The following is a 19612-nucleotide window of genomic DNA, read 5'->3' as shown; positions in this document are numbered from 1 at the left end:
GTTTCCAGAACGCCTCAAAGCGCTATTATCAATTCGATGCCGTCGGACCCCGAGAAAAAGATCGACCCTATTGTCGCGCCCCCGAAAATTTATCTCGCCGCGTGCGGCGCGCTATGCGACATCTTCTGGTGGGCCCGCCGCGATCCCGGGGCCGAAGCTCCGCCGCCTCCGCCTGTGAAAGACGAAACTCCGTGACGGTTCCCATTTCTTGATCCGCGCCGCATTCTTCGACGCCGCCGGCACTCTGTTCGAGTCGCGCGAGCCTATTGGACGCAGCTACGCCCGTCTCGCGCGGGAGTTCGGCCTCGACGCCCCTGAGGACGCCGTCGCCGCCAGTTTTCGCCGTGCTTTCGGTGAAGCTCCCGGCCTTGCCTTCGGCCACGGGCTTCGGCCCGATGAGCTTCGGCGCCTCGAGCGGCATTGGTGGCGCGATCGCGTCAGCGAGACCTTCGCGCCACTTGGAAAATTTCCTGATTTCGACGCCTACTTCGACGCGCTTTTTTCGTATTTCGCCAATCCCGACCATTGGCTGGCCGACCTTGAAGCTGCGCCGATGTTACAACGTCTAAAAGATGACGGACTCAAACTGGGTGTGATCTCCAACTTCGACTATCGCCTGTATCGAATTCTCGACGGACTCGACCTGACCCGTTTCTTCGATTCGATTACAATTTCATCAGAGGCCGGCTTCGCCAAGCCGCGGCGCGAGCTCTATGACACCGCACTTGCGCGCGCCGGTGTAACAGTGCGCGAAGCGATGCACGTCGGCGACTCGGAGCATCTCGACTTTGCGCCGGCCGCGACGCTCGGCTTGGTCGCGGTGCTTATCGATCGCGAGAACCATGCTGCGGCTCCGTCGATTGCAGGTCGTACTGCTCGAATTTGCTCGCTTGCCAGCGTCCCGGAGGTTGCGCAAGTATTTGAACTCGCTTGACGTTATCGCCGCATTGTCCTTAGTTAAGGCCACAATTCCCCGGGGAACAGCATTTTGGGGATTAGACAACAGCATTTTGGGGATTAGACAAATGAACCGTCCGCTTTTTTTGCATCGCCTGACGGTGATGTTTACCGCGTTTTTCGCGCTTGCTTTCACTGCCGGTCTCGCCTCCGCACAGAGCACCGCGCAGCTCGAGGGCGAGCTTTCAAGCATCTCCGGCCAGATGTCCTCCGCCGAGAGCAACGAGTCGTCCGCCGACCAGGTGATCAGCCGCCTTGACAGCGCTGAGGCCAGCTTCGCCAAGCTCACCTCGAGCGGCAAGGTCGACAAGGGCGCGATGATACCCATATTTCATCAGCTCGAGGGGATGCTCGATCGGATGCAAACGGCTTGGTCCAAGAAGAAGGACGATTGCATCAACACGATCGACAACGGTGGGCAATGCGACTACGACAAGCCCGAGCAGTTCGCGTTGCGCGCCGCTTATCCCTTGGCCTGGCTGCGGTTCACCGCGGCGACGACTCTGTTCGACGATAGCGCTGAGCAATCGAAAAAATTGCTGAACGAGTCGATCGACGGCTTCACCGCCAGCATGCTCGCGATGCCCGATCCCAACCTGATCCGCGAGAACACTCTCGGCCGCGCATATTGCGAGCGCGAATTGGGCAAGTTCGATCCGAAAGAATACGCCAACGCGATCGCCGACTTCAAAAAAATCCAGGAAGACGGCACCGGCACTTCGCAGTACGCGGCCGCCGAGCAGGGCCTCTGCACGACTTTCGGCAAGATGGGCAAGGCTGAAGAAGCGACCAAGTATTGCGGCTCAAACACGGCAGGCGGCAATAAGGGCGGCAATCAGATGCTTCAGCTGCAAGCCCTTTTTAGTGCTGAGCGAGCGACCAGCGACCCCGCCAAGAAGGCCGCGTATCACAAGCAGATCATGGACGTCATGAAGCCGAAGGAGAACGACAAGGAAGGTTGGGCGATCGATGTGGCTGCGGCGTCCAAGTTCCCGAACAACGCCGTCGAGGAATTCGGCGGCTCGAGCGATCCTTTTGAGAAGTGGCTACTCGCCGCGGTTCTGCTCTCGCGCAAAGACGAGGCCGGCGCCGCCAAGTATTATTCGGAGGCCTGCGACAGCGGAAAATATCCCAAGGCTTGCCGGTTCGCCGCCGATATCTATCAGCGCGAGAAGCGCTTCGATTTGGTCCAGGACATGCTCAACAAGATTGCACGTCAAGGCGGCGGCGACGCGGCCCAGGCCATCTTTTTGGAGTACAGCCTCGATCACGACCGATGGGAGAAGAGCGGCCAGAAGGATACGGCGCTCGAAGCTAAGTGGATGAAGGACGCGAACGATTACCTGCAGAAAGCTCCCGGCGGAGAACATGCCGCCGAGCTGCAGGTGGCCCTGGCCGAGCGCAAACAGCAGCAGGGCGATCTCCTTGGAGCCGCCGATATGTATTCGAAGGTCAAGGGCGACCCCGAGTTTACCTTCACCGCCAAGTTCAAGGCCGCGGAATGCTACTACAAGATCCTCGTGGGCGCGGGTGCTGCTGCCAAGGACAACAAAACGGCGCCCAAGATCGATACCGATCAGCTCAGAAAGCTGGCGCTCGCGGACCTGAACGAATCAATCAAGATGGGACACGACGCCGAGGCAACGGCTAAAACTCCCGCCGCCAAGAAGGCGGTGCGCGAGATTCGCGGCGAAGCGACCTACATGCTCGCCTCGATCCTCGAAGAAGATCAGGACCATGTCGATTACGCGCAGGTCGCGCCTCTGCTGGTCGGCTACGAACAGAATTATCCGATGATGAGCACGAAGTTCCAGGACGTGATCGATTGGCGCATCACTGCGCTCGATCATCTGGGCAGATACGACGAAGTTCAGCGCGATGTTGCCGCGATAGCCGAGCGCAGCACGAGCGACACATCCAAACAAGACTTCGTCAAGGGACTTGGAATCGAGTTCTGGAAGACCGCGCAGGCGGCCAAGGACAACAACGACCAGAAAGCATACAAAGCCAACGCGCAATTGGCCGCAACTGCGTACCGGCCCTTCTGGGATATGGCATCGTCGGGCAAGATTCCGGTCAAGAATCTGACTGGTACGCTGTCGATCTATGCCCAGGCGCTTCAGGTCAGCGGCAAGGACGAGGAGGCGGAGAAGGTCTTCCAGGCAGTGGTGAAGGCCGACCCTGGCTCGCCCGACGCGAACGCAGGTCTGGCTCGCAGAGCGGAAGAGAAGGGCGACTGGAAGGATGCAAACGAGCGATGGACCGCGGTCGAGAACACCGCCGCCGAGTCCGATCCTCTGTGGTACGAAGCGAAGTACCAACTTGCCGTGGTTTACGAGAAGCAGGGCAACGTGCAGGGCGCATGCAGCAAGCTGGCGCAAACGCGCGCCGAGCATCCTACTCTCGGATCTGACGATATGAAGGTCCGATGGGACAAGCTGCAACGATCGCTGTGCCTCGATCATCATCAATAGCGCGCCGATGCTGAAAAAGATTCATCATGTCGGCGTCGTGGTGCCGAACCTCGACGCCGGCTTGAGATTCTGGCGCGACACGCTCGGGCTGCATTTCACCAAAAGCGCGACGATTGAAGAGCAGGGCGTCCGCGCCGCGCTGCTCAAGGCAGGAGAGAGTGAGATCGAACTGCTCGAGCCGCTCGACCCCAACAATGCAGTCGGCAAATTTCTCGCGCGCCGCGGCGGTGGACTGCATCACGTATGCTTCGAGACCGACGACGTCGCCCGCGAGCTCGACGCAGCGCGCGCCAAAGGAATCCAGCTGATCGATCAGAAACCGCGCCACGGCCTGGCCGGCATGATCTGCTTCCTGCATCCCAAGGCCACCCGCGGCGTCCTGGTCGAATACGCGCAGCCGCTCGATGAGTAGAAGGAACAACATGCCGATCTACGAATACCGATGCTCCCACTGCGACCGCTCCTTCGAGGCGTTCGTCCGCCCCGGCGACGCCGGCGCGCAATGCCCGCATTGCAAAGGCTCGAAGCTGACCCGCGAAATGTCGACCTTCGCGTCCCGCAGCAACGGCGATAGCACCGCCGCAGCCGCATCGGCGATCGCAAATTCCGGTACGTCGAACGGCGGCAGTTTCACCGGCGGCGGATGCTGCGGCGGCGGCTGCGGCTGCCACTGATTTTCTTTTGATAGTTAGGTTGTCAATCAACCACTGCGACGCACGCTTCTAACCAACTGATCAGTCACCTGCTCGACAATCCATCGAGGCCTCCATTTGCCGCCCGCGCGGTACCAGTTCGCGACCGTAAATGCGGCACGCAAGATCACAAACGTCATAAGCTTCGGATCGCCCGCGATGAAAATCCCCCGGTCGATTCCCCGACGCACGATACTTGCGAACATCTGCTCGTAACGCCTGCCCAACGCTCGAATGCGCTTGCGATTCTCCGCGCTGAGCGACACCGGGTCCGCCAGTTCGCGCTCGTAACTTTCCAGCCCTTCATCGAAGTTTCTGGCGATCACTGACGCGATCGCCTTGCGCAACGCTAGTTCCGGATCTTTGGCCGCTGCAGTCGTGATCGCCGTCAGTCTTTCAATCAATCGGTTGACCGCGTCGATTCGGATCTCGGTGAAGATTTCCTCCTTGCTGCGGAAGTAATGGTAGATGTGGCCCTTGGCCAATCCGCACTCGCGCGCTATTTGGTCCATGTTGGTCGCATCGTAACCGCCATGCGCGAACGCGCGCGCCGCGCCCATCAAAATTTCGCGGCGGCGTTCCCTGGCTTTGGCGACGTCACGTATCCGGTACCCGCGGACGCCAACCGCCGGTGACGAGACCAGTTCGAGTTTTGATCGATCCGACGCCATTACTTTCGATCGCTCCTCTTGACTAGACCATTTGTTTTAGAATATCCGTTTTAAATGAACGGCGGCAAGACCGGCAGGCCTCGAAGGCAACGGAGTATTAGCCATGGATCGAACCTATGTGGTCACAGGGGCTGCGTCCGGAATCGGTGCCGCAACCGCGCGTTACTTCCAGGAACGTGGAGGCCGAGTCGTTGGTTGTGATCTTCATGATGCGGATGTCATTGCTGATCTGGCGACTCTCGCGGGTCGTGCGCAGTTGGTCGACGCCGTTACGCGCCTGTCCGGCGGCAAAGTCGACGCGATCGTTGCCAATGCCGGCGGCGGCCCGGCAGAGACGATGCTCTCGGTGAATTTCTTCGGCGCGGTGGCGACGCTCGAAGGCCTGCGACCACTCCTCGAGACCAGTCCTGCGCCTCGTGCCGTGATGGTGTCGTCGATCGCCTCGATGAGCCCGCCCGATCCACGAATCCTCGAAGCTTGTCTGAATATGGACGAACCTGCCGCCATCGCCGCCGCGAAAGACGCGATCGCCGCGGGGAAGGGAGCGTTGGATCTTTATGGCAATGCCAAGTATGCGTTGAACTGTTGGTGCCGAAGAGTCGCGAGCAAACCGGATTGGGCCGGCGCCGGAATCCCGCTGAACGTGGTTGCGCCCGGCTTCATCGATACGCCTGCTGCGGCTTATATTCTGTCCGATCCCGACCGGAGAGCGCAGGCGGGCCGGATAGTGCCGATGCGCGGTGCCTTTCCTGGTCGCCCTGATCAAATGGCCGCCGCACTTGCCTGGTGCGTGAGTCCCGAAAATTCGTTGATGACGGGACAAGTCCTGTTTGTAGATGGCGGCGCGGAATGTTTTTTGCGCGGACAGAATTCCAGGTGAACTAAGCGCAGGTTTTTGATGAATCAATCAACCTCAGACCGTCCGCCGCTCACGCTGGCGACCAACATCTGGTACGGCGTCGGATCGATCGCATTTGGCATTCATCTGACCGTCCTCACTTCCGCCCTCCTGCTGTTCTATAACCAGGTAGTGGGGTTGCCGGCGGCGTGGGTCGGCGGGGCAATGGCGGTAACGCTGATCTTCGATGCGATCTGCGATCCGTTGATCGGAGAATGGTCGGATCACACGCGCTCGCGATGGGGCCGGCGCCATCCGTTCATGTACGCCTCCGCGATTCCTGCTGCGATTGCATTCTACTTGCTGTTCGATCCCCCGCTCGGATGGTCGAAGGTCCATCTGCTCATCTACATGGGCGTCATGCTGATGACGGTGCGAGTGCTGCTGAGCCTGTATGAGATCCCCAGCTCCGCGCTGGGACCGGAACTCACACTCGACTATGACCAGCGCACCAGCCTGATGAGTTCGCGTTTCTTTTTCGGAACTCTCGGCGGAGCCGGAATGTCCATCCTCGCTCTCCAGGTCTTCCTGCGGAAAGACGCCGCTCATCCCCTCGGCTTGTTGAGCGCGGTGGGCTACCGCGAAACCGCGGTGGCCGCGAGCATAGCTATCTTCTTGTCGATCATAATCTCATGCCTGGGCACTCATCGCTTCATTGGGACCCTGGTCCATTCGCCGAGAGTGGTATCCACATGGCGCGAGAAGTTTCGAGAGCTCAGCGGCACGCTGACGAATCGATCGTTTCTCGCGCTGACGATTGCGGGAATCGTCGGCGCCATTTCGACCGGCCTGCGGCAGGGGCTCGACTTTTATATCGGTGCGTATTTCTTTGAGCTCACGCCGGCGCAAATGTCGTATCTAGCTATCGCCGCGCTGCTCGCCGCCTTTGCCGGGGTTGGCCTCGCGCCGGCAATCTCGAAGCGGTTCGGAAAGAAATGGACGATGATCGGCGTCTTTTTCGCCTCACTGTTTGCGTCGGTCGCACCGATCGCAATGCGCCTGCTGGGTATCTTGCCGCCCAACGGCACCGAGGCATTGGTCGCAATCGTGATCGTCTTCCAGTTCATCGCCGCGACCCTTGGGCTTTCTGGATTCATCATCGTAAGTTCGATGATGTCCGACGTGGTCGAAGATGCTGCCGTGTCGACTGGACAAAGATCGGAAGGTTTGCTGTTTGCCGCCAACGGCCTCATCGCGAAATGCGTCACGGGAGTTGGCACTTTCCTTTCCGCACTGATGCTCGAATGGGTCAGCTTTCCGCAGCATGCGACCCCAGGCCAGGTAGACCCGGCGATCCTGCGTCACCTAGGCATGGTCTTCGTTCCGATAGTCACGACGTTCAGCGCGATTTCGATCGCGGTCCTGATGTTTTACGACATCGACCGCTCGAAGCATGAGAGAAATATAGAGCGGCTGGGAAGCGTCGATGAGCCCGATTCTGACGCCGCTGCTGTCGACGACTTCACACCAAGATCCGTGAACCAATGAACCGAAGATCATTTCTCAGAGCAATCGGATCGGCGGCGCTGCTGCCGATTTTGCCGCGCCGCCTGTTCGCCGCGACTACGAACTTCCGCCGGCGCCGTCCCTCCGATGCCACATGGCCATCGCAGTCGGCATGGAAGCAACTCAACGAGGCGGTCGGCGGAAATTTGATTCCTGTCGACTTTCCCCTTAACAAGATTCTCGACGAGAACATTAGAAATCCCTACTACATCGGCGATCAGCCCGGCCTCACGGAGACCTTGGGATGGGTCGACGCGTGGGCTACCAAACCAAGCGTCTACGCAGTTGCGGCGAGGAATGCCAATGACATTGCCGCGGCGGTGAATTTTGCCCGCGAAAATGATTTGCGCCTGGTGGTCAAGGGCGGGGGCCACAGCTACCAGGGAACCTCCAACGCGCCTGATTCGCTCCTGATTTGGACCCGGCACATGCACGATATCGAGATGCATGACCAATTCGTTCCGCAGGGATGCGAGCATGCGATGCAGCCGCAACCGGCTGTGACGGTCGGCGCCGGAACGATCGGGATGCAGGCGTACCAAGCGGTTACGACCAAGGCTGGGAAGTACGTTCAAGGGGGAGGATGCACGACGGTATGCCTTGGGGGTCTGGTTCAAAGCGGTGGCTTCGGAAGTTACTCGAAGCACTACGGCACTGCCGCGGGAGGTTTGCTCGAAGCCGAAGTAATCACTGCCGACGGCCAGATTCGCATTGCGAATGCGTGCACTAACCCCGACCTGTTCTGGGCGCTGAAAGGCGGCGGAGGCGGCAGCTTCGGCGTGGTGAGCAAGATGACGCTGCGGGTGCACGATCTCCCCGAGTACTTCGGGGCCGCCAACTTCACAGTCAAAGCGGAGTCCGATGATGCCTATCGGCGCCTGATCCGCGAGTTCGTCAGCTTCTACCACGATCATCTCTTCAACGATCATTGGGGCGAACAGGCTCACGTGAAGCCCGACAACACTCTCGAGATCAGCATGACCTCGTATGGACTGGACCAGGACCAAGCGAGGAAAGTCTGGCAGCCGTTTCTCGACTGGGTCGCGCGTTCGCCCAACGACTATTCGCTCAAAGGGCGGGTGAATATCGGAAGCATACCGGCGCGACATTGGTGGGACGTGCAATGGTGGAAGGAGCATTGGCCGGAAATCGCTTTTCCTCGAGACGGCGTCGTCCACGGAACGCTTGACGATGTCCTCGTGCACGTGCTGCCGCAGCCTCTCTTCGACTTCGACACTCGCCCTGGCGCGCCACCCAATAACGCGTGGTGGAAGGGCGACGCCGGCCAGGTCGCCTGGTTCATCTGGGGTTTCGAGTCGCTCTGGATGCCCGCGTCGCTGCTCGAGCCCGACTCGCAGCAGCGTCTCGCCGACGCTCTGTTCGCCGCCTCCCGCCACACGGGCTTCGAACTGCACTTCAATAAGGGACTTGGAGGAGCGCCACCCGACGCCATTGCCGCGGCGACGGACACCTCGACCAATCCCGCCGTGCTGACGGCATTCGCGCTGGTGATCGCGGGCGACGCCCAGAAACCCGCATATCCGGGAATTCCCGGACACGAGCCGTCGGTTGCAGATGGCAGGAAAGCCAGGGAGCGCGTTCATCAATGCGTGGATCAACTCCGCGCGATTGTGCCGAACCCGGGAGCGTACGTGAGCGAGAGCAACTACTTCGAGAATGGATTCCAGCAAGCGTACTGGGGAAGCAACCACGCTCGCCTCGCTGAAATCAAAAAAAAGTACGACCCCGACGGCCTGTTCTTCGTCCACAACGGAGTAGGCTCCGAACAATGGAGCGCCGACGGCTTCACCAAGCTTTGAACGCCCGCTATCGGCTGGCCGAAAGTCTAATCGGGGGACGACCGTGGATCACCCGCGCCTAATCTTCCTTCGCTAAGCCAGCGAATCAAAGACGGCGACAGCTCCGCCTTGATTTTGCGTTCATAAAGATCGAGGTCAGCGTCCGTCAGGACCCCGCGCCAACGGCTGTTGGTACCGCGATAAAGAAAGGTCTCATGACCGCCCCTGAATTGCCGCTCGCTCCCGGCCAGGATCGTTCCCCCGTCGCGCTTCATCGCCTCGAATGACGCCGCTTCGACCAGCTGCGGCAATAGGTCGTCCGGTGTTGTGACGCCGAGAAAGTCCGCGATCCGTTTCATCTCGCCGGAAAGATCAGCTTTCAAATCGTTGTAGTGGACCATCAGCAGGTTGCTTCGCCGCCGTTCGGCCCAGAACGAGCGCTCGATGCTGAAGAAGCCGGCCGACATCCTCGTGGGCAAGTCATCCTTGCTATCGATCCAATAAAGAAAAAATTCACGCTCGGTCCTCGGCAGTCGAGGATACGGCCGCATTATAGTTTCGTCCGCCAGCCCGATCTTATCGAAAACTTCGTAAGCCGCTGGCACGAAGCTGTTGTTGTGATTCAGAAACGACATGCACGCATCGCGACCGTCACGCGCGACGTGGATGTATCTCACCTCGTCAAAGATTGGCAACGCGTCCAGCGGCAGATGAGCCTTCAGAAACCGCCGATGAGTCTGCGCCTCGATAGTAGACAGCACCTCGTCGATCGGCTGTCTGAACCGGCAGTCAATCCAGGGCGACAATTCCCCCAACCTGCGCGGCTGCGCCGACTGGAAAATCAGCAGATTGACGATCTGCTGCATCCAGGTGGTCCCGACCTTCGGCGCCGTCGCTATCACTACGTCGCCCTCGCGCGGCTTATAGTTGGACCACCGACGACTGTCACAGGCCCAATCGCGTACGACTCGGGTAGGTTCGCGACTCAACATGGCGACACCTCCGGGTAGGACTTCGAAGGGACACTATGCTAAACGGCCCGCTTTGCAACAACAGAGGAGTGCTCGTTCAAGACCAGGCGCAGGCTAGATCGGAGCAGAAAACTTGCCGGACTCAGCTCTCCCTCCGCGCCTCGAACTCCTTTTTCGCCGACGCTAACAGGTCCGGGTCCGCGAGCAGATCGTACGCCGTCATCGCCATCGCTTTCGCCACTCGAATCATCGCGTCGTAGCCGCGCTTCGAGTCCGCATGCGCGACGAACGCATCTTCGTGGCAGTTGCCTTCGCCGTGGCGCGCGATCGCGAACGACGGATGTATCGCGGGCATCACGTGACTGACGTCGCCCATGTCAGTGCTGCCGGTCGGCGTGTTCTCCGGCGCCTCGTGGCATTTCACACCCAGCGCCTCGGTATGCGCCGCGTAACGATGCGCGATGCTGAGATTGTTGATCAGATTCTTGTAGCCGCCCTCGACCACGTGCTCGACGCGCGTCCCGGTCGCCATCGCGGCAGCTTCGGCGCATCTGATCACCCTCGCGCCGATCTCCTTCGCGTACTTGCTGGACTTGGCGCGCGCCAGGAACAGGCACTCGGTCCGCTCCGGGATGATATTCACCGCCTGCCCGCCGTCGGTGATGATGCCGTGGATTCGCGATCCGTCGCGCAGATGCAGCCGCATCGCGTCGACGCTCTGAAATGTCTGGATCACCGCCGCCAGCGCGCTCGATCCGTCCCACGGCGCCAGCGCCGCGTGCGCGCTGTGCCCATGAAACGTCAGCTTGAGATGCTGCGTGGCGAGCGCCGGCATGGTGCAGAATTCCGCGTCGGTCGGATGCGCCATCATGGCCGCATCGACGCCCCGCAGCGCTCCGTTTTCGATCAGAATTATCTTTCCACCGCCGCCTTCCTCAGCCGGCGTGCCGAGAAAAACGATCCGCCCCGGAAGGCTCGCGAGACTCTTCAAACCAGCGACCGCGCTGAGCGCTGCCCCCGCAATCAGGTTATGTCCGCACGAATGCCCGTTCGGCAGCGCGTCGTACTCGGCGAGAATCGCAATCGTCGGCCCCTTGCCGCCGAACTCGCTGCGAAACGCAGTCTTGAGCCCGCCAACTTCGCGCTCAACCTCGAGCCCCAACTCTGTCGCCGCTTTGGTCAGGATGCCGGCAGCGAAAACCTCCTGAAACTTGAGCTCGGGATGCTCATGAATCTCATGGCTGAGCGCCACCACCTTATCGCGGTAATTATCAATCGCGCGTGTTATCTCGGCATGAGCGTCCATCACGATGCTCCTCTCGATGCGGTTAGCATTGTGACTAGCATCGAAGAGTCGGACTATCCAACCCGCCGCTCCGCCAATGTGCCGCGCGGAGTCAGGACCCCTAGCAACACCCCGACGAATATCAAGGCGGGTACGTCGCCGAGCAAGTGACCATGATGTTCAGGCATCTCGAAAGACTGAACCAACATGATCCCGGCATGGACGATGCTCGACCAGACCGTGAACCAGATGAGACTGAGGTTTGCGAGCGGATCGCGCGACGCCATCAGAAGGAACACGCCGAGCGTGGCATAAACGCCGACGATCATCAGCGGGTAGTCCGAGTGCCCGGTATGCCATGTCCAGCCTGACGGCCAGATGATCATGAGTGGATAAATCCCGAAAACAAAGATTACGCCAACCAGGATCACCGCAACGCGCAGGTTCCTCAGGCCACTCTCGTCAGCCATGGCGACCTCCTTTCACATCGGCCACTCGTGCTGATAGAACGCGACCCTCTCGCCTTCGACGCGCGGTGGAAACTCCAGACCGTAACGCGCGAATACTGCCCGCGCAAGTTGGGAGAGAATCGCCACCGCGCGTTCGATCAACGCGCCACGCCGAACCGCAAACGGAACTTCGTCATTCATGCTCTACGGCCGGATGCGGGTACCTGGCTGCGTGATCATCTCGGGCACCGGCTCGCCCTTTTCGGCCTTGTGCTGCGCGTAGTCCTGCACTGCGGTCAAAATTCCCGCGACCGCCTTGCCGAACATCAGGTCGCGATTCTCGCGCGCCCATTCGTTCGAGTATTTCACGCCCTCGGCCACCTGGCCCTGGAACTGCGGCGCGACGTATCGCGCGAACAGCTCGCACGAGCGCAGCGTCTTCTCGCGCGTGGTCCACTCGTGCGCGAGCCCCAGGATGCCGCCGAAGCCGCCGGTCGCCTGCTGCAGTTCCTTGATTCGCGCGATCGCGTCGTCCGGCGTTCCAACAATAATCCCGCCGCGCCCGTTCATCCGATCGATATTCATCTCCTCGACCGGCTGATTCGGATATTCCTCGAACTGTACGCGCGTGCCGAGCGTGTCGATGAAGTACTCGCGAATCCATGAGTTGGCGCCGTCGCGAATATCGTTCATCGCCTCTTCGCGCGTCTCCGCCAGATGAATCGGGAAAACCATCCGCCAGTTTTTGCGATCAATCGTCTTGCCATGCTCAGCCGCCGACTCTTCCGCCATCGCCCATCGCTTCATCAGATCGTCAAGCCCGCCCGGCGCGTACGACGCTACCGACAGCACGCCGCATCCGAGCTGTCCCGCCGCGACCATCCCCGACGGCGAGATTGTGCTCGCGACGAAAATCGGCATGTGCGGCAGCTGGAACGGCTTCACCTGCAGATGCGCATCGACCAGCTTGAAGTACGAACCGTCGATCGAAATTTTGCCCTGCTCATTGAACAGCCGAAGAATAGCGGTGACGCCCTCGACCATCCGCTTGCGCTGCGTGGTCGAATCTATCCCCTGCATGTGCGCGTCGGCCGCCAGCGCGCCGGGTCCGCATCCGAGCATCACCCGCCCGCGCGTCAGATGATCGAGCAGGGCGAAGCGGTTCGCGACGTGTAGCGGGTGATGATACGGGATGCTCACCACGCCGGAGCCGAGCATGATATGCCGGGTGCGTGTCGCGGCGACCGCCATGAAGATTTCGGGCGACGAGATTATTTCCCATCCCGACGAATGATGCTCGCCGATGAACGCCTCTTCGTAGCCGAGCTGGTCGAGCCATTCGATCAGCTGCATGTCGCGCTCGAAGCAGAGCGTCGGGTTTTCGCCGACGCGATGAAATGGGGCCATGAAAATTCCGAACTTCATCATTTCTCCTTAACCGGGCGTGTCTGGAGTGGCGCTGAGGAGCCACGGCGGTCAATCAAATTACGACGAAATCCGAACGCGAAACAAGAAAGCGAACCTGCGGCGCTAAACGATCGTTCAGCAAGATTAACATTTGCTAAGGTTTTGCTCGATATTCATGGCTGGCGTGCTGAAACTTTGCTTCGGCGAATTCGTCAAACTGTAAGAGCTTGGCGGATCAAGGGGCCGGAAAAAAGTCCGGCTTGCTCAATGCTCGGGCAAATAGGATCATTAGATCCGAACTCGCGCCACTGCAGCCGGGCGCTCGCATTGCAATGACGACTACAATTCTCCCAGCCATACGTCGCAAGCTGATACCTGCATTCACCGTTATGTTGCTCGCGCTGGCGATCATGCTCGGCGGAGTCGATCCCGCTGCGGCGCAGCTGCAGCAGGGTCTGGCAAATCCGCCGCCGGCACCATCGAGTCCGCCGCAGATGGTCATCCCGCAAAGCCAGGGCAAGGAAACTTCGACCCTCGAGCTGCCATCGATGCCGGCGAAGCAAGGCGGCGAGACGATGAACATTCCGCCCCAGATGCCGCAGACTGGGCAGTCGCTCGAGGTCCCGACACGCGAATTGCGCCAGCAGCCTGGTTACGAACAGGTCAATGTGACTGTGACCGAACCGAGCGGCACCTACGTCACCGGTCTACAGAAGGGCGATTTCAAACTTTACATGGACGGGCAACAGCGCCCGATAGAATTCTTTCGCCAGGATCTCAACACTCCCGTTTCAGTTGGCATCCTGGTGGACACCTCCGGCAGCATGACCCCGAAAATTCCCCAGGCGCGCGCCGCGATCTCCGAATTCCTGCACGATCTGAATGACAAGGACGACGTATTTCTGTTCGCATTTTCCAGCCATCCGTTCCTGCTCCAGCCGTTCACGACCAATCACGATCTCGTGATGCGCCGGCTCGCGCTGCTGCACGCGTACGGCCAGACCGCGTTGTTCGACGTGATCATGGAAGGCTTGCAGATGGTGCAGCGCGGGCGCTACGACAAGAAAGCGCTGCTCGTCGTCACCGACGGAATGGACAATACCAGCGCGTCGACCGTCAACGACGTCGTCGCACAGGCGCGGCGAATGGGCGTGCTGGTGTATTCGATCGGAATCGGCGATCCGAACGGCAGTAGCGGCGGAGTTTCCGTCTCGATCGGCCCCTTCGTGCTCGGCGGCGACGACATGGAACACGTCGATTCCGAGACTCTGCACACTCTCTCGACCGAGACCGGCGCTAAAACCTACATCATCCGCCAGGCTGGCGACGGTGAGGCGCTGCGTCGCGCATGCGAGAACATCAGTCTCGAGCTGCGCGAACAATACACAATTGGATTCCTCGCGCCCGATCCGGCAGCCGGCGGATACCGCAGTTTGCGGGTAGACGTTCCCGGCAAATCCGGTGCAGAAGTTCGCGTCCGCAAGGGGATCGATGTCGGTGCGTCGGGCTCGTCGTTCGCCGGCGTTCCTTAGATCGATTCGGTCAGGCTGCCGCTTCAGCGCGAGGCGGTTTTCTTCGATTCAAACGGCGAGACGAACGCGCGATCCGGATCAGGCAACAGGTTCAGGAACTTAATTTCAGCGAAATCCCCAATCAGCTGGAAACCGGAGAACGCCGCGTTGTCCACGCGGATTCGCCGGAAGTGCGCGAGCTCCAGCCGCATGAAATGGCACAAGACGGTGCGGATGATATCGCCGTGCGAGACGAACAGGATGCGCCGGCCACTATTGTCGCCGATCGCGCGACGGACTGCTTCGACCCCGCGCGATTGCACCTGCGCGATGGTTTCGCCGCCGGGCGTCGGCTCGTCCAGCGGATGGTCGCGATAGTTCAGGTACTCCTCGTCCTCGAGCAAATCGTCGTACACCATCCCTTCCCATCGCCCGTATTGGACTTCCGATAGTTGCGGATCTTCGGCGATTGGGACGCCGCCGACACCGGCCGCGATTATCTCCGCCGATTGCCGCGCGCGCGCCAGCGGACTCGTGACGATCAACTCCGGCTTGATCAGCCGCGCGAAGGGAACCGAGGCTTCCACCTGCGCGCGGCCATCGGCATCGAGTTCGATCGGATTTCGGCCCATCACGCGGCCTTCGCGATTCCACGCGGTCTCGCCATGGCGCATGAACAGCGCGATTCCTCTCATCCCGTCACCACCTTTCAATTTATCCGCAACGTAAAACGGTCCCAGCGCCATCGAAAGTTCCTCTCATGATGAAAGTGCCTGCTAAAAAATGCGGCGGGATCTCCTCATGAGCTCCCGCCGCAATCAAACCAGATATTCGACTATTGAGACAGCCGAACCGCTACCGCGCCGACGCCGCCGCACTCGCACCTGCTGTTGGTTCGGCATGCGCGGTGCCGTTGGTGGGCGCGCCGAAACCGCAGAACGCTTCGTAGTCGATCAGCGTGGTTTGCGTAGGATGCTCGCTGCAGACGGGGCATTTCGGATCTTTGCGGATCTTCAAAATCCGCACGAAGTCCTTGTCCGACAGCGTGTCGAAGTACACCATCTTGCCGATCAATGGTGATCCGGCGCCGATGATCAATTTGATCGCCTCGAGCGCCTCGATCGATCCGATCAGCCCCGGGATCGCGCCGAGCACTCCGGCCTCCGCGCATGACGGCGCCATGTCCGGCGGTGCCGGCTCGGGATACAGGCATCGCTAGCACGGGCCGCCCTTGGCCGGATAGAAAACTGTGGTGTTGCCTTCGAAGCGGAAGATCGCACCGTCCACCAGCGGCTTCTTCGAGAACACGCACGCGTCGTTGATCAGATATCGAGTCGGGAAATTGTCGCCGCAGTTCACGACGACGTCGTAGTCCTTGACGATGTCCATCGCGTTCTCGGACGTGAGCCGCACGTCGTGACGAATCACCTTGACGCCGGGATTGAGCGCGTTGATTGCCTTCTGCGCCGACTCGGTCTTCGGCATCCCGACGCGATCGGTCGTATGGATGATCTGCCGCTGGAGATTCGACATGTCGACCACGTCGAAATCAACCAGGCCAATCGTTCCGACTCCCGCCGCCGCGAGATACAGCGCAGACGGCGATCCGAGCGCGCCGGTGCCGAGTAAAAGCACCTTGGCGTCGAGCAGCTTCGCCTGTCCCTTCTCGCCGACTTCGGGAATCACGAAATGCCGCGAGTAGCGGGTCAACTCGTCAGCGGTGAATGCACGATCCGCGATCCACGGCAGGCCGCGATCTTTCCACGCGCTGAAACCGCCGGTCATGTTGTAGACGTTCTCGTAACCGAGTTCGCGCAGCGTTCGCGCCGCCAGCAGCGATCGCGTGCCCGACGCGCACTGGAGAATCACCGGAGTCTTGTGGTCGGGAACTTTCTCTTCGATTCGAAGCTCGAGGAATCCGCGCGGAATCGCGACCGCCTGCGGGATATGCCCCTGCCGCCATTCGTCGCTCTCGCGCACATCGACCAGCACGGTGCCGGGCTTGTCGATCATTGTGCGCGCTTCGTCGATTCCAATTTGCTTAATCGTCGAGCGCGCTTCGTCGAGAATATTCTTCGAGGTTTTCGCCATAGATTTTCCCGTCATTCGTCGGCGGAATCAGTTTCAATATACAACTATAACCACCCGCGCGAGTCACGCTACGCGGGGGGGGCGGGCCACTATCCGCCAATCATTCGATGCGATTCGACCAGCGTGCGCATGAAGGCGAGCACCTGTGCGGCATGTCCGCGCGGCGTCACCTCGTGAAAAGCGCGGCGCACGCGAAGCTCGCTGTCGAGCACGAAGGTCGATCGCGCGGCGTACTTGCCATTGAGCACGCCAAACGCGGCGGCGAGCTTTCCATCTTCATCCGCCAGCAGGATGAACGGCAGCGCATGCTTTTCCGCGAACGCGCGATGACGCTCGGCCGAGTCGGTGCTCACGCCGATGACGACGCAATCCAGCGCCTCGAATTGTTCGATACTGTCGCGAAATTCCTTGCCTTCGACCGTGCAGCCGGGCGTGTCGTCCTTCGGATAGAAATAGACGACGACGTTGTGGCCGTGAAAATCCTTGAGCCGGCGCATCTCACCGCGAGCATCAGGTCGCGCGAGTTCGAGCGCCGTCGAAAGGTCGAGATTGCCGTTCGCATCAGCCGACGGCATGCGCTTCCGCCTCGGCAATCGATCGCCGCTTGGTGAATTTGATCGCCGCGTTGTCGATATTGATCGAGCACAGCGACCCGCACATCGTGCAGACGTTGGAGCCAGCCGCCTCGCTCTCTTCCTTGTAACGGCGCGCCTTGTCCGGGTCCATCGCCATAGCGTACATGCCTTCCCAGTTGAGCGCCTTGCGGTATCGCGACATCTGGTCGTTCCAGACTTTCGCCGCGCGCACGCCCTTCACCAGGTCGCCCGAGTGAGCAGCGATGCGCGTCGCGATCACACCCTCACGCACGTCGTCGATATCGGGCAGCCGCAGATGCTCGGCCGGCGTCACGTAGCACAGAAAATCGGTGCCGGCCGCCGACGCCATCGCGCCGCCAATCGCACCTGTTATGTGGTCGTAGCCCGGCGCGACGTCGCAGGTCAGCGGCCCGAGAACGTAAAACGGCGCGCCTCCGCAGACTCGTTTCTCGAGCTTCACGTTGGCCGCGATTTGATCGAGCGGCACATGTCCCGGACCTTCAATCATCACCTGCACGCCCATCGCGCGAGCGCGATCGGCCAATTCGCCCATCAGCAGCAGCTCGCCGATTTGCCCGCGATCGGTAGCGTCGCCGGTGGCGCCCGGCCGCAGCCCGTCGCCGATTGAAATAGTCACGTCATGCTCTCGGAGCACCGCGCAAACTTCGTCGAAATGCTCGTAGAGCGGGTTTTCGTTACCGGTTCGCTCGATCCACGACGCCAGCATCGCGCCGCCGCGCGACACTATTCCCTCGATTCGCTGATGTCCGCGCAGCAGCCGCACGCTCTCGCGCGTGACCCCGCAATGGAGCGTCATGTAGTCGACGCCCTGGCGCGCCTGCCGCTCGATAACGTCGAGAAAGTACTCGGCCTCCATCTCCATGATCGAGCGCTCGGAGCCGAGCTGGTAAATGGGCACGGTTCCAAGAATCACCGAGCAGCGCGACAGCAGCTCGACGCGGATTTTGTCGAGGTCGGTGCCGGTCGAAAGGTCCATCACCGAGTCGGCGCCGTAGCGGACCGCGGTATAGAGTTTCTCGACTTCTTCCTCGACCAGCTGATGGAAGTTCGACGCGCCGATGTTGGCGTTGACCTTGGTGCGAAGGCCTTTGCCGATTCCAATAGCCCTGAAATCGTGATGAATGTTGTGCGGGATCACGACCTCGCCGGTCGCGACCAGCGCGCGAATTTCTTCGGGCGAGAAACCTTCGTCCTCGGCAACTTCGGTCATCTGCCGGGTAATTATGTTTTTGCGGGCGGCTTCAATCTGGGTCATAACGTCACCTCGCGGCCGTCAAGCGCACGGCCTTGGATCTAAAAGTATAGCTCAATCGTCGCCGTACTCGATGCCGTTCTTTTCGCATAGCGCGCGCAATTCCTGGATCATCCGCTCGGCACGCGCCAGGTGCGCCACCGCGATAAAGTTGGCGAGCGCAACCAAGGTCAGCGCTCCGGTCGCCCAGTACATATGACTGAGCACGTCGCCGCCGTGAATCACGCCGACGCCCTTCGCGTAGGCGATAAACAAAACAATCAGGCCCGCCAGGGTCAGGCCAATAGTCACTCGCGTCATCTTGCTATTTGCCGCTGCGGACAGGATGCCGGTCGATTGCAGTGAGGTCGTCGATATGGTCCGGCGCCTCCGCGTAATGCTTGGGCGCTTCGCGGTTGGTGAAATTCTTCATCTCGGGCCGCTGCGGATCGTAAACCCTGGCATCCTGCTCGCGGTACCACTCGAGCATCTCGTTCATGTTGCCTTCGCGGCCCTTCTCGGCGAGTACCCGCGATCGATGCATCAGCAGTTCCTTCTGCTCGACGAAATCCTTGCGGTCGAAACCCCAGATGCGCGGATGCACGTAGGTGTCCATCCGAATCGCATCGCACGGGCACGCCTCGACGCACAGGCCGCAGTAGATGCATCGGAGGGTGTCGATTTCGTAGCGCACCGGAAATTTCTCGACGTGGGGATCGGGCGACTCGCCCGCCTCAATATATATGCACTGCGCTGGACACGCGGTCGCGCACAGAAAACACGCGGTGCATCGCACTGAAGAGTCCTCGCGCAGCGTCAACCGATGGCTGCCGCGAAAGTTGTCGGGATAGTGTTTGCGCTCTTCGGGATACTGCGTCGTCGACGTCGCGTTGACGTCCTTCTTCATCCCGAACAGATGCGCCGTGTGCAGCATGAGGTTGCGCACGAAATGGTAATTGGTGATCGCGAGACCTCGCAGGATTTCAGGGACGTAGATCTTTTCCCAGAAGGTCATTTGTTCGCTTCGCTGCATCTCTAAACCAGCACCAAATC

At 60.4% G+C, this 19612-nt stretch carries 20 protein-coding genes and 1 pseudogene; 9 read left to right on the top strand and 12 right to left on the bottom strand.

What is annotated here, in order from left to right; genetic code table 11:
• The first annotated feature begins 36 nt into the window (after positions 1–36).
• The 5 genes from WB650_RS06690 to WB650_RS06670 all read left to right on the top strand — a co-directional run bounded on the left by WB650_RS06690 (position 37) and on the right by WB650_RS06670 (position 4105).
• Positions 37–195: a hypothetical protein gene (locus WB650_RS06690; RefSeq protein ID WP_422303056.1), complete on the top strand. Its 159-nt coding sequence runs from the start codon at positions 37–39 to the stop codon at positions 193–195.
• 13 nt (positions 196–208) lie between these two features.
• Positions 209–934 (top strand): HAD-IA family hydrolase, encoded by a 726-nt coding sequence (locus WB650_RS06685; RefSeq protein ID WP_422303057.1) that lies wholly within the window; start codon positions 209–211, stop codon positions 932–934.
• 91 nt (positions 935–1025) lie between these two features.
• A complete protein-coding gene (locus WB650_RS06680) occupies positions 1026–3431 on the top strand; it encodes a tetratricopeptide repeat protein (protein WP_422303058.1) in 2406 nt (801 codons plus the stop codon).
• 7 nt (positions 3432–3438) lie between these two features.
• A complete protein-coding gene (gene mce / locus WB650_RS06675; RefSeq protein ID WP_422303059.1) occupies positions 3439–3843 on the top strand; it encodes a methylmalonyl-CoA epimerase in 405 nt (134 codons plus the stop codon).
• A gap of 10 nt (positions 3844–3853) precedes the next feature.
• Positions 3854–4105: an FmdB family zinc ribbon protein gene (locus tag WB650_RS06670; protein WP_422303060.1), complete on the top strand. Its 252-nt coding sequence runs from the start codon at positions 3854–3856 to the stop codon at positions 4103–4105.
• A 26-nt stretch (positions 4106–4131) separates the two neighbouring features.
• On the opposite strand, the gene WB650_RS06665 is transcribed toward WB650_RS06670, so the two are convergent.
• The gene (locus WB650_RS06665; protein WP_423959896.1) at positions 4132–4794 is read right to left on the bottom strand and encodes a TetR/AcrR family transcriptional regulator; all 663 of its coding nucleotides are present in this window, start codon (positions 4792–4794) and stop codon (positions 4132–4134) included.
• A gap of 103 nt (positions 4795–4897) precedes the next feature.
• On the opposite strand from WB650_RS06665, the gene WB650_RS06660 reads away from it, so the two are divergent.
• Genes WB650_RS06660 through WB650_RS06650 form a run of 3 tightly spaced genes read left to right on the top strand, consistent with a single transcriptional unit; the run spans position 4898 to position 9018 of the window.
• Positions 4898–5674: an SDR family oxidoreductase gene (locus WB650_RS06660; RefSeq protein WP_422305374.1), complete on the top strand. Its 777-nt coding sequence runs from the start codon at positions 4898–4900 to the stop codon at positions 5672–5674.
• Positions 5675–5692: 18 nt separating this feature from the next.
• Complete coding sequence (locus tag WB650_RS06655; protein WP_422305376.1) at positions 5693–7180, top strand: MFS transporter; 1488 nt, start codon at positions 5693–5695, stop codon at positions 7178–7180.
• On the top strand, positions 7177–9018 hold the full coding sequence (locus WB650_RS06650) for an FAD-dependent oxidoreductase (protein WP_422305378.1): 1842 nt from the start codon (positions 7177–7179) through the stop codon (positions 9016–9018). Before WB650_RS06655 ends, WB650_RS06650 begins: the two co-directional genes overlap by 4 nt.
• Positions 9019–9044: 26 nt before the next feature.
• Here the strand turns inward: WB650_RS06650 and WB650_RS06645 are convergent, their stop codons facing one another.
• The 5 genes from WB650_RS06645 to WB650_RS06625 form a co-directional block, all read right to left on the bottom strand.
• Positions 9045–9989 (bottom strand): sulfotransferase domain-containing protein, encoded by a 945-nt coding sequence (locus tag WB650_RS06645; protein ID WP_423959893.1) that lies wholly within the window; start codon positions 9987–9989, stop codon positions 9045–9047.
• Between the two features lie 121 nt (positions 9990–10110).
• Positions 10111–11274 (bottom strand): M20 family metallopeptidase, encoded by a 1164-nt coding sequence (locus WB650_RS06640; protein ID WP_422305382.1) that lies wholly within the window; start codon positions 11272–11274, stop codon positions 10111–10113.
• A gap of 53 nt (positions 11275–11327) precedes the next feature.
• On the bottom strand, positions 11328–11723 hold the full coding sequence (locus tag WB650_RS06635; protein WP_423959891.1) for a DUF6632 domain-containing protein: 396 nt from the start codon (positions 11721–11723) through the stop codon (positions 11328–11330).
• Between the two features lie 12 nt (positions 11724–11735).
• On the bottom strand, positions 11736–11903 hold the full coding sequence (locus WB650_RS06630; RefSeq protein ID WP_422305387.1) for a hypothetical protein: 168 nt from the start codon (positions 11901–11903) through the stop codon (positions 11736–11738).
• A 3-nt stretch (positions 11904–11906) separates the two neighbouring features.
• The gene (locus WB650_RS06625; protein WP_422305389.1) at positions 11907–13127 is read right to left on the bottom strand and encodes an LLM class flavin-dependent oxidoreductase; all 1221 of its coding nucleotides are present in this window, start codon (positions 13125–13127) and stop codon (positions 11907–11909) included.
• 314 nt (positions 13128–13441) lie between these two features.
• Between WB650_RS06625 and WB650_RS06620 the strand changes: the two genes are divergently transcribed.
• Complete coding sequence (locus WB650_RS06620) at positions 13442–14641, top strand: VWA domain-containing protein (RefSeq protein WP_422305391.1); 1200 nt, start codon at positions 13442–13444, stop codon at positions 14639–14641.
• A gap of 23 nt (positions 14642–14664) precedes the next feature.
• On the opposite strand, the gene WB650_RS06615 is transcribed toward WB650_RS06620, so the two are convergent.
• The 6 genes and pseudogenes from WB650_RS06615 to WB650_RS06590 form a co-directional block, all read right to left on the bottom strand.
• Positions 14665–15366, bottom strand: coding sequence for a histidine phosphatase family protein (locus WB650_RS06615; RefSeq protein ID WP_422305393.1), 702 nt, complete (start codon positions 15364–15366; stop codon positions 14665–14667).
• A gap of 109 nt (positions 15367–15475) precedes the next feature.
• Positions 15476–16711, bottom strand: a pseudogene (gene moeB, locus WB650_RS06610) (molybdopterin-synthase adenylyltransferase MoeB).
• An 89-nt stretch (positions 16712–16800) separates the two neighbouring features.
• Complete coding sequence (locus WB650_RS06605; protein WP_422305397.1) at positions 16801–17286, bottom strand: peroxiredoxin; 486 nt, start codon at positions 17284–17286, stop codon at positions 16801–16803.
• Positions 17273–18583, bottom strand: a complete 1311-nt coding sequence (thiC, locus tag WB650_RS06600; protein WP_422305399.1) for a phosphomethylpyrimidine synthase ThiC — start codon at positions 18581–18583, stop codon at positions 17273–17275. The genes WB650_RS06605 and thiC overlap by 14 nt, the downstream gene beginning before the upstream one ends.
• A gap of 51 nt (positions 18584–18634) precedes the next feature.
• Positions 18635–18880 (bottom strand): hypothetical protein, encoded by a 246-nt coding sequence (locus WB650_RS06595; RefSeq protein ID WP_422292601.1) that lies wholly within the window; start codon positions 18878–18880, stop codon positions 18635–18637.
• Positions 18881–18884: 4 nt separating this feature from the next.
• Entirely contained in the window at positions 18885–19592 is a 708-nt protein-coding gene (locus WB650_RS06590; RefSeq protein WP_422305401.1) for a NuoI/complex I 23 kDa subunit family protein, read from the bottom strand.
• Between the last annotated feature and the right edge of the window lie 20 nt (positions 19593–19612).

It is taken from the genome of Binatus sp. (SeqCode) (assembly GCF_049584895.1).
In the GTDB taxonomy this organism is placed as follows: Bacteria; Desulfobacterota; Binatia; order Binatales; family Binataceae; genus Binatus.
Note: the sequence above shows the minus strand (reverse complement) of the source record. Positions and strands in the feature narration are given on the sequence as shown.